Source organism: Streptomyces sp. NPDC048269 (genome assembly GCF_040652395.1).
GTDB lineage: Bacteria > Actinomycetota > Actinomycetes > Streptomycetales > Streptomycetaceae > Streptomyces.
The window spans coordinates 1-8,535 of the sequence record NZ_JBEZLW010000092.1 but is presented as its reverse complement, the minus strand read 5'-3'; the positions used below and the strand labels follow the sequence as shown (position 1 = coordinate 8,535).

8 protein-coding genes and 1 pseudogene are annotated in these 8,535 nt (G+C 72.9%); 3 read left to right on the top strand and 6 right to left on the bottom strand.

The genetic code is table 11. The features are described 5' to 3' along the window. The first annotated feature begins 518 nt into the window (after positions 1-518). Positions 519-725, top strand: a complete 207-nt coding sequence (locus AB0D48_RS36770) for a hypothetical protein (protein WP_362407500.1) — start codon at positions 519-521, stop codon at positions 723-725. A gap of 219 nt (positions 726-944) precedes the next feature. On the opposite strand, the gene AB0D48_RS36765 is transcribed toward AB0D48_RS36770, so the two are convergent. The 3 genes and pseudogenes from AB0D48_RS36765 to AB0D48_RS36755 form a co-directional block, all read right to left on the bottom strand. Continuing rightward, complete coding sequence (locus AB0D48_RS36765; RefSeq protein ID WP_150519620.1) at positions 945-1,139, bottom strand: hypothetical protein; 195 nt, start codon at positions 1,137-1,139, stop codon at positions 945-947. A gap of 176 nt (positions 1,140-1,315) precedes the next feature. Then, positions 1,316-1,771, bottom strand: a complete 456-nt coding sequence (locus tag AB0D48_RS36760; protein WP_362407496.1) for an HD domain-containing protein — start codon at positions 1,769-1,771, stop codon at positions 1,316-1,318. Further along, positions 1,768-3,154, bottom strand: a pseudogene (locus AB0D48_RS36755) (pyridoxal-dependent decarboxylase). Before AB0D48_RS36755 ends, AB0D48_RS36760 begins: the two are co-directional and overlap by 4 nt. A 96-nt stretch (positions 3,155-3,250) precedes the next feature. On the opposite strand from AB0D48_RS36755, the gene AB0D48_RS36750 reads away from it, so the two are divergent. Then, positions 3,251-3,877 carry a DUF4232 domain-containing protein gene (locus tag AB0D48_RS36750; RefSeq protein WP_362407492.1) on the top strand — a complete coding sequence of 209 codons (627 nt, stop codon included), beginning with the start codon at positions 3,251-3,253 and terminating at the stop codon, positions 3,875-3,877. Between the two features lie 72 nt (positions 3,878-3,949). Here AB0D48_RS36750 and AB0D48_RS36745 read toward each other — a convergent pair whose 3' ends face one another. Further along, complete coding sequence (locus tag AB0D48_RS36745) at positions 3,950-4,801, bottom strand: ABC transporter ATP-binding protein (protein ID WP_362407489.1); 852 nt, start codon at positions 4,799-4,801, stop codon at positions 3,950-3,952. A gap of 113 nt (positions 4,802-4,914) precedes the next feature. Beyond that, a complete protein-coding gene (locus AB0D48_RS36740) occupies positions 4,915-6,057 on the bottom strand; it encodes a PP2C family protein-serine/threonine phosphatase (protein ID WP_362407486.1) in 1,143 nt (380 codons plus the stop codon). A gap of 117 nt (positions 6,058-6,174) precedes the next feature. On the opposite strand from AB0D48_RS36740, the gene AB0D48_RS36735 reads away from it, so the two are divergent. Further along, on the top strand, positions 6,175-7,410 hold the full coding sequence (locus AB0D48_RS36735) for a GNAT family N-acetyltransferase (RefSeq protein ID WP_362407483.1): 1,236 nt from the start codon (positions 6,175-6,177) through the stop codon (positions 7,408-7,410). Positions 7,411-7,539: 129 nt separating this feature from the next. On the opposite strand, the gene AB0D48_RS36730 is transcribed toward AB0D48_RS36735, so the two are convergent. Further along, positions 7,540-8,346: a DNA-formamidopyrimidine glycosylase family protein gene (locus tag AB0D48_RS36730; RefSeq protein WP_362407480.1), complete on the bottom strand. Its 807-nt coding sequence runs from the start codon at positions 8,344-8,346 to the stop codon at positions 7,540-7,542. Between the last annotated feature and the right edge of the window lie 189 nt (positions 8,347-8,535).

Here is an 8,535-nt window from a genome sequence, read left to right as displayed (position 1 = left end):
CAACCACCGGGCCAACCATCACAGCGTCGGCAAGACGGCCAAACGCGCCGAGTCAATCAAGGAACACCAAGCCCGCAGAGGATAAATGCCAAGCTGAGACCGCGTTTGAGAACTCCCTTGCCCCGTTCCCGGAATGGTCGTTGAGCATGCCGTGAGTGGTTCTGGGGGTGGGTGTCGTCACTGAGTTGGAGAAGCGCAGCCGCTCGGTACGGGAGACTGCCGAAGCACGCCTGCAGTCACCGCCGAAATCCGTAGCTGATATCAACGCGGATGGACTTCGGTGGCGCCGGGCGGGCGGTAAAGGGGCGTCGCGTCCTGGGCCGAGCGGGCGCGTGAGGACCCCCGGGCGAGCTCACAAAGCAGCTGGCGCCAACTGTCCGCGGATTGCGGCCTATTCGCGGACTCGTGAGGCGGCCCGGAATCGCGCCAAACCCCTGACCTACCGAAACGCGTGAGCCGCGTCGGGGCCTCCGGAGCCGTGTGCGGGCGGCTGCCCGGGAGCGGCTAGCGTGAGGCCTATGGACGAACCGCGGATCACGGTGCAGAACTCGGCAGGCGAGGCTGCAATAGCGGGCAACGCCGAAGGCCTTCGGCAGCTTGCGCAGCGGCTTTTGGAACTTGCCGAACCGGGGCTGAGGAACGGCTACCACCTGCATCTCGACCCGGGCGTGGACCTTGAGGACGGGTCGGCCGGCCTCATCCTGGAGCGGGACGACTCCATCTAGGCGTGCCCCCGCGTGCCCGGTGGTGTGGCTCCGCACGGGAGTCGCGGGGAACTGCGGCGAGGCGGCGGGTAACCCGCAGGTCAGCGGGTTGGCTTGGTCAGGGTGGGTGGGGGTGCGCGATCTTCCGATCTAGCTGCGCGGGTTCGATTCCCATCGCCCGCTCCCCTGTGAAAGAGCCGGTTCCCGCCGTGGCGGGGCCGGCTCTTTCGTTGGGCGGCGCTAGAGCTTGATGTTCGCGATCATCGTCGCGAGGGAGTTGAGGAAACGGTTCACGTCGTCCGCGATCGAGCTGGACGCCAGGAAGAAACCGAAGAGGGCCGCGACGATGGCGGGTCCTGCCTTGATGTGGTTGCCGCGGATCAGCACCACCAGGATGACCGCCAACAGAACCACCACTGACAGCGAAATGGCCACTACTGATCACACCTTCGGTCGTCCCCTGGTCGGCCCGGGGCGCACGGCCACGCACACCCCCACATGGACCATCCTCCCACCAACGGGCCCCGCCTATCCGCCCCGTGACGAATCACCATCGTTCCGTTTCCGCCAACCACACGTGCACAAGGCATATTTCGGGCGCGAGGCGGGACTCATGGGGCGGTGAGACCGAGCAGGGAGCGGACATAGGCGTACTTCGCGGACAGTCGTTCACGCGTCGGGCCGTCCAGTACGGAGAGCCGTGCGGGATCGGCGTTGTGTGCGAGGTCGGCCTCCTTGACCAGGAGCGCGCCCGGGGTGGCGAGGACGCGGGCCGCGTACTGCTCGACCGGTTCGCCCGGGCGCTTGGTGACCGCGAGGACCATGTCCTTCACGGACTGCGGGAGGGCGGCGGAATCCAGCCACGTGAGGCTGAGGACCTCGTCCTCGATGGCGTCGTGCAGCCAGGCCGCCGCCTGCTGCTCGGGGCTGCCGCCGCGCACGCGGACGCCCTCGGCTACGGCGGCGAGGTGCTCCGCATACGGCCGGCCGGCCTTGTCGGTCTGGCCCTCGTGCGCGGTGCGGGCGAGGGCCTCGACCTCGATGAGGGTCAGGGGGCTGCTCGTCATGCGATCTCCCTTGCCGCTGTCCGGAGGGCCTCCGCCACCCGGTGTACATCCGCCTGCGTGGTACGCCAGTTGGAGAACGCGGCACGCAGGGCTGGGGTTCCCCCGTACACGGTCGGAGTGACGAAGACCTCGTCGGCCACGGCCTCGCGCAGGGCGGTCAGGCGGGCCGGGGAGGGGTCGGCGGCCAGGGTGAAGCAGACGACGTTGAGGCGGACCGGGGCGAGCAGGGTGAAGGCGGGGCCCGGGAGAGGCGCTCGCCCAGGGCGCGGGCGCAGGCGATGTCGCGTTCGACGATCTCCCGGTGGCCCTGGCGGCCGTACGCGCGGAGCGTGAACCAGGCGGCGAGGGCGCGCAGCCGGTGGGAGTTCTCCGGGGTGAGGTGGACCAGGTCGGGGTGGTCGCCGAGGGGGCCGAGGTAGGCGGCGGCGTTCTGGAAGACACGGGCCTGGAGGTCTTGGCGGCGGGTGAACTGGACGGCGCTGTCGTAGGGGACGTTGAGCCACTTGTGCAGGTCGACGCAGAGGGAGTCGGAGGCGTCGAGCCCGTCGGCGAGGTGTGCGTGGTCCGGGGAGAGGGCGGCGAACGCACCGAAGGCGGCGTCGGTGTGCAGCCAGAAGTCGTGCCGGGACTTGAGGGCGGCGACGGCCCTGAGGTCGTCGAAGTCGACGGTGTTGACCGTGCCGGCGTTGGCGACGACCACGGCCGGGCCGGGCGTGTCCGCCAGCGCCCGCTCCAGCGCGGCCGGGTCCACGGCCTCGCGGCCGGGCAGGGTGGGGACCTTGACGAGCGAGGCGCGGCCCAGGCCGAGGACGGAGAGGGCCTTGGCGATGGAGGAGTGCGGGGCCCCGGAGAGCACGCGGACCGGGCCGAGGGCGGCGACGCCGTCCTCGGCCGGGGCGACGCCGAGGCGCTCGCCGAGCCATTCGCGGGCGATGGCGAGGCCGGTGGTGTTGGACATCGTCGCGCCGCTGACGAAGGTGCCGGTGTGGACGGCGGACAGGTGGAAGAGCTCGCGGAGCCAGCCGACGGTCTCGCGTTCGAGGTCCTGGCCGGCGCCGTCGAGGGCCGAGTTGGAGTTCTGGTCGTAGGCGGCGGTGAGCCAGTCCCCGGCGAGGGGGCGGGGGTGGCGCCGCCCGTGACGAAGCCGAGGTAACGGGGCCCGGCGGAGGCCGACAGCCGGGGCTCCCACCGGTCCCGGAAGGCGGCGAGGGCGGCTTCCGTGCCGGTGCCGTGCTCCGGGAGGGGCTCGGGGCCCTCCGGCTTCCCGGCGGGCGGTACGACGGGACGCGCGTCCAGGGCGGAGAGCGCGTCGGCGGCGGCGCGGCGGGCGGCGTCGAGGAGATCCGGGAGCCGGGCGAGGTCGGCGGCGAGCGTGCGGTCCATGGGGGCACGTTAGGCGCCGCCGGAGCCTGGCGGCCGGGCCAATCCCGGACGATTGGCCCGGCGTTGCCCGGCGGGCCGTCGTCGTAGGCTCGGGGGATGATCGCGAAGCGGTGGGTGAGGGGCGTCGTCGGGAGCGTGGTCGTGACGGGAGCGCTGGCGGGGGCCGCGGGCTGCGAGACGCCGCCGGCGCCGAGGGCCGCGCCGGGGCCGACCTGGGCGCCCGCGACGCGTCCGGCTCCGCCCGCGCCGACGCAGGCTCCCGAGCGGACGTCGGCTCCGCCGTGTCCCGAGGGCGGGGTGCGGCTCCTGGAAGGGTCCGGGGACGCCGCGATGGGACTGCGGCTGGAGGGGTACGAGCTGGTCAACTGCGGTACGGACGAGTACGTGCTGGAGGGCTACCCGGAGGTCCGGCTGCTCGACGAGGAGCAGCGGCCGGTGGAGGTGGCGGTCGGGCACGGCTCGGCGCCGGTCACTTCGGAGGTGCCGACCGTCGACGCCGCGCCGGAGCGGGTGTCGCTGGCGCCGGGGCAGGCCGCGTCGGTGGTGATGGTGTGGCGGAACCGGGTCACCGACGTGAGCGTGCCGGCGGTCGAGGGATGGGTACTGGAGGTGACGCCGAAGCCGGGCGCGCCGCGGCTGGCGATCCGGCTGACGCGCCCCGTCGACCTCGGGAACACCGGGCAGTTGGGGATCGGCCCGTGGCGGGACGCGACCGCCCGCTGACGCCCGCCGGACTCAGGCCACCGCACCCGCAGGGGCCGGCCCGGGACACGTACGCCGTGACACCCGCCGGACTCAGGCCGCCGCTCCTGCATAAGCCGGGGCCTGGCGGGTGGTGAGGGCCGTCATCCTGGTGGCGATGGCGGCGGCGGAGCTGTGCGTCAGCCGGTCCGCGATCAGGCCGTCGGCGAGGAAGAGCACCTGGTCGGCGTGGGTGGCGGCGGCCGGGTCGTGGGTGACCATCACGACGGTGGCGCGCAGGGAGTCGACGGCGGTGCGGAGCAGCCCGAGCACCTCGGCCCCGGTGGTGGTGTCGAGGGCGCCGGTGGGTTCGTCGGCGAAGACCACGTCGGGGCGGGTGACGAGGGCGCGGGCGATGGCGACGCGCTGCTGCTGGCCGCCGGAGAGCTCGGCGGGGCGGCGGCGGGCCTTGCCCTCCAGGCCGACGCGGGCGAGCAGGTCGGCCGCCCGGGCGCGGTCGTGGCCGGTGGCGCCTCCGCCCGCGAGCCGCACCGGGAGCAGCACGTTCTGTTCGACGGTGAGGGAAGGCAGCAGGTTGAAGGCCTGGAAGACGAAACCGAGGCGGCTGCGGCGCAGTTCGGTGAGCTCGTTCTCGTCCATGCCGGTGATCTCGGTGCCTCCGAGGCGGACGGAGCCATCCGTGGGCACGTCCAGTCCGGCGGCGCACTGGAGGAAGGTGGACTTGCCGGAACCCGAGGGACCCATCACCGCGGTGAAGCTGCCGCGCGGCAGGCTCAGGTCGATCCCGCGGAGCGCGTGCACGGCCCCGGCCCCGTGCCCGTACCGGCGTCGTACGCCGCGCAGCTCCACGGCGGCCGAGGTGTCGTGCGCCCCCGCCGGCTCGTAGACGGTGTCGTGCGCCCCCGCCGGCTCGTCGTGCCGCCGCTTGGTTCGCCGGATCCCCATGGTGTGCAGCCTTCCGTGACGTCGCTGTTCGTGGGGTCGACGCTACGGATCACGGTGGGCCGGCGGCCATGACGGCGCCCGGCGGAACGGGGGTGGGGCAAACCCCACCCCGGTCAGGGGGAGCGGCGGATCAGCAGCAGGGCGCGGTCGTCGTTGACGTCCTTGGCGACCTTTTCGATCAGGTGCCAGGCGGCGCCCTCCCAGCCGGCGGCGACGTAGCGGTCGGCTTCGCCGGTGAGGCGGTCGATGCCCTCGCTGATGTCGCGGTCGGCCGTCTCGACCAGGCCGTCGGTGAAGAGCATCAGGACGTCGCCCCGGCGGAGGTTCCCGCGGGCGGGGGTGAATTCGGCGCCGTCGTAGACGCCGAGCAACGGGCCCTCTCCGGTCTTCTCCTGCCAGCGGCCGGTGCCCGCGGAGAGCTGGAGGGCGGGCAGGTGGCCGGCGGAGAGGAGTTCGTAGTCGCCGGTCGCCAGGTCCAGGACGAGGTGGATGGAGGTGGCGAAGCCCTCGTCCCAGTCCTGGCGGAGCAGGTAGCCGTTGGCGGCGGGCAGGAAGCCGTGCGGGGGCAGCGCTCCGAGGAGGCCGCCGAAGGCGCCGGACAGCAGCAGGGCCCGGGAGCCCGCCTCCATGCCCTTGCCGGAGACGTCGGTCAGGACGATCTCCAGGGTCCGGCCGCCGTTGGTGCGGGCCGCGACGACGAAGTCGCCGGAGAAGGACTGGCCGCCGGCCGGGCGCAGGGCCATCTCGCGGTGCCAGCCGCGGGGCAGGGCGGGCAGCTTGCTCTGGACCCGGATCCGTTCGCGCAGGTCGAAGAGCATGGTGCCGCCGCGCCGCCAGGGCACGCCGACGCGGCTGCGGAACTGGGCGATGACCAGGCCGAAGAAGCCGCAGGCCGCGACGACGAGGACGGTGCCGGGGGTGACCCGCGCCGGGCCCTGGGTGTAGGGGCCGAGCACGAGGGCCTCGACGATCAGTGCGCCCGCGGAGGCGGCGTACAGCGCGAGGAGGCTGGCGGGGCGCAGCAGCAGGCCGCCGGCCACGATCGGCAGGACGAGCGCCGAGGGCGAGAACCAGACGGGCAGCATCAGGGTGCCGCAGGCGATGGCGGGGACGGTGGCCAGCAGTCCGGCGAGGGCGAGCCAGTCCGAGGCGTCGCCGCGGAAGTAGTCGACGGCGGATTTGCGCAGGCCGGTGCGTGCCCGGTGCGACAGCATGCGCATCCGGGCCTTGAACGATTCCACGCGTGCTCCGGCCATTGCATCGGGACCCTATCCATCCCTGCTGTGGATGCGCAGGGGTACCCCTGGACCGGAGGTCCAACGGAGCCCGAAAACGCGTCGACTGCAACGGAATGCCCTGATAGGGATGACCGTATGGCTCTTGAGATGCGCGTATTGCAGTCTGATGAGTGGGATGTCTGGTACGACCAGCTGGAACTGGCGTTCGGCGGTGTGCCCGAGTCCCCTCAGGAGCGAAAACTGTACAAGTCGCTGACGGAGACGGAGCGTTCGCTCGGCGTCTGGGACGGCGGGACCTGCGTGGGATCGGCCGGCGCCTTCAGTTTCCGCCTCTCCGTGCCGGGGGGAGCGACCGTGCCGGCGGCCGGCGTGACGATGGTGGGCGTCTCCCCCACCCACCGGCGGCGCGGGGTGCTCACCTCCCTGATGCGCCGGCAGCTGGACGACATCCGGGCGGGTGGTGAACCGCTCGCCGTGCTGACGGCCTCGGATCCGGCGATCTACGGGCGTTTCGGCTACGGCACGGCGACGTACTCCCTGGCCGTGGAAGTGGACACGACCCGCGTCCGCCTCACCGTGCCCCCGGGTACGGGCGAGGTACGGCTGCGCCTGGTCGACCCGGAGCGGGCGCTGGCCGACTGCGAGCGGGTCTACGCGGCGCTGGTCCCCCTGCGCCCCGGGATGCCGGCCCGGCAGCCGGGCTGGGAGCGGCTGGCACTGCTGGACGGTCCCGCGTTGCGCGGGGGCGGGTCTGCGCAGAAGTGCGTGGTCGCCGAGCGGGAGGACGGCGAGGTGGTGGGGTACGCGCGCTACCGGGTCAAGGCCGACCGGGACCACACCGGTTCGGACGGCAAGGTCGAGGTCGCAGGCGTCGACGCGCTCGACCCGGCGGCGTACGCGGCGCTGTGGCGCTACCTCTTCGAGATCGACCTGACGTGGACGGTACGGGCGAACACCCGGCCGGTGGACGACCCGCTGCTGCACCTGGTCAGCGACGTGCGGCGGTCGCGGCCGCGCTTCCGGGACTCGCTGCACCTCCGGCTGGTGGACCTGCCGGCCGCGCTGGAGGCGCGGACGTACGGGGCGCCGGCGGACGTGGTGCTGGACGTCGAGGACGCGTTCTGTCCGTGGAACGGGGGCCGGTGGCGGCTGACCGCCGACGGGAAGGGCGCCGCGTCCTGCACGCGGGCCGAGGAGCCGGCGGACCTGGCGCTGTCGGTCCGGGAGCTCGGTTCGGCGTACCTGGGCGGGATCACCCTCACCTCGCTGGCAGCGGCCGGCCTCGTGCGCGAGCTGCGCGCGGGCGCCCTGGCCGAGGCCTCGCGGGCGTTCGCGGGGGACGTGGCTCCCTGGCTCCCGCACGGCTTCTGACGGGACGGGACCGGTCTCGCGGGACCCCTTATAGGGACTGGTTCTGGAGACCGGTTCTGGAGACCGGTTCTGGAGACCGGCTCTGGAAACCAGTTCCGCGCCGGACCGTGCCGGTCCCGGAGACCGGTTCTAGCGCGACTGGCAGCCCGGGCACCAGAAGAGGTTGCGGGCGGCGAGACCGGCGGTGCGGATCTCGCCCCCGCAGATGTGGCACGGCATGTTCGCCCGGCGGTAGACGTACACCTCGCCGCCGTGGTCGTCCACCCGCGGCGGGCGGCCCATGACCTCGGGCAGGTGCTCGTCGCGAACGGTGTCGATCCGGTTGTTCCGCACGCCCTCGCGCATGAGCGCGGCGAGGTCCGTCCACATGGCGTCCCACTCGGCGCGGGTGAGGTCCTTGCCCAGGCGGTACGGGTCGATGCCGTGCCGGAAGAGGACCTCGGCGCGGTAGACGTTGCCGATGCCCGCGACGACCTTCTGGTCCATCAGCAGGGCCGCGATCGTGGTGCGGGAGCGGGAGATCCGCTTCCAGGCCCGGTCCGGGTCGTCGGCCTGGCGCAGCGGGTCGGGGCCGAGCCGGTCGTGTATCGCCTTCTTCTCGCCCTCGCCGATCAGCGCGCAGGCGGTGGGCCCGCGCAGGTCCGCGTAGTGCTCCTCGTTCAGCAGGCGCAGCCGGACCGTGTCGGTCGCGGGCGGCGCCGGGGCGGGGCCGAAGCCGAGCTTGCCGAAGAGGCCGAGGTGGATGTGGACCCAGGCGTCGCCGAGTTCCAGGAAGAGGTGCTTGCCGTGCGCCTCGGCGCTCTCCAGCTCGCGCCCGTCGAGCAGGGCCGCGCTCTGGGCGAAGCGGCCCTGCGGGCTGCTGACCCGGACCGGGCGGGCGGCGAAGCGCTCGGTGTGGTCCTGGGCGAGGCGGTGGATCGTATGCCCCTCGGGCACGGCAAGGCTCCTCGGACGAAACTCGTGACTCGTGACTCGTGACTCAGAACTGCGAACTGCGAACTCGAATGACAACGGCCGTGCCGCCCCCCGGGGCGGCCCGGCCGGGAGCGGAAAAAGCCCCGGGCGTGGTGGGCCGGGATCGGGGGCACCTCGCCGGACTGCTCGGATTCGGAGAGCAAGTCGATT

Excerpts from the sequence above, each read along its gene's own strand:
- AB0D48_RS36770 (WP_362407500.1), top strand. The coding sequence starts at position 519 with ATGGACGAACCGCGGATCACGGTGCAGAACTCGGCAGGCGAGGCTGCA.
- AB0D48_RS36760 (WP_362407496.1), bottom strand. The coding sequence starts at position 1,771 with ATGACGAGCAGCCCCCTGACCCTCATCGAGGTCGAGGCCCTCGCCCGC.
- AB0D48_RS36750 (WP_362407492.1), top strand. The coding sequence starts at position 3,251 with ATGATCGCGAAGCGGTGGGTGAGGGGCGTCGTCGGGAGCGTGGTCGTG.
- AB0D48_RS36745 (WP_362407489.1), bottom strand. The coding sequence starts at position 4,801 with ATGGGGATCCGGCGAACCAAGCGGCGGCACGACGAGCCGGCGGGGGCG.
- AB0D48_RS36740 (WP_362407486.1), bottom strand. The coding sequence starts at position 6,057 with ATGGCCGGAGCACGCGTGGAATCGTTCAAGGCCCGGATGCGCATGCTG.
- AB0D48_RS36735 (WP_362407483.1), top strand. The coding sequence starts at position 6,175 with ATGGCTCTTGAGATGCGCGTATTGCAGTCTGATGAGTGGGATGTCTGG.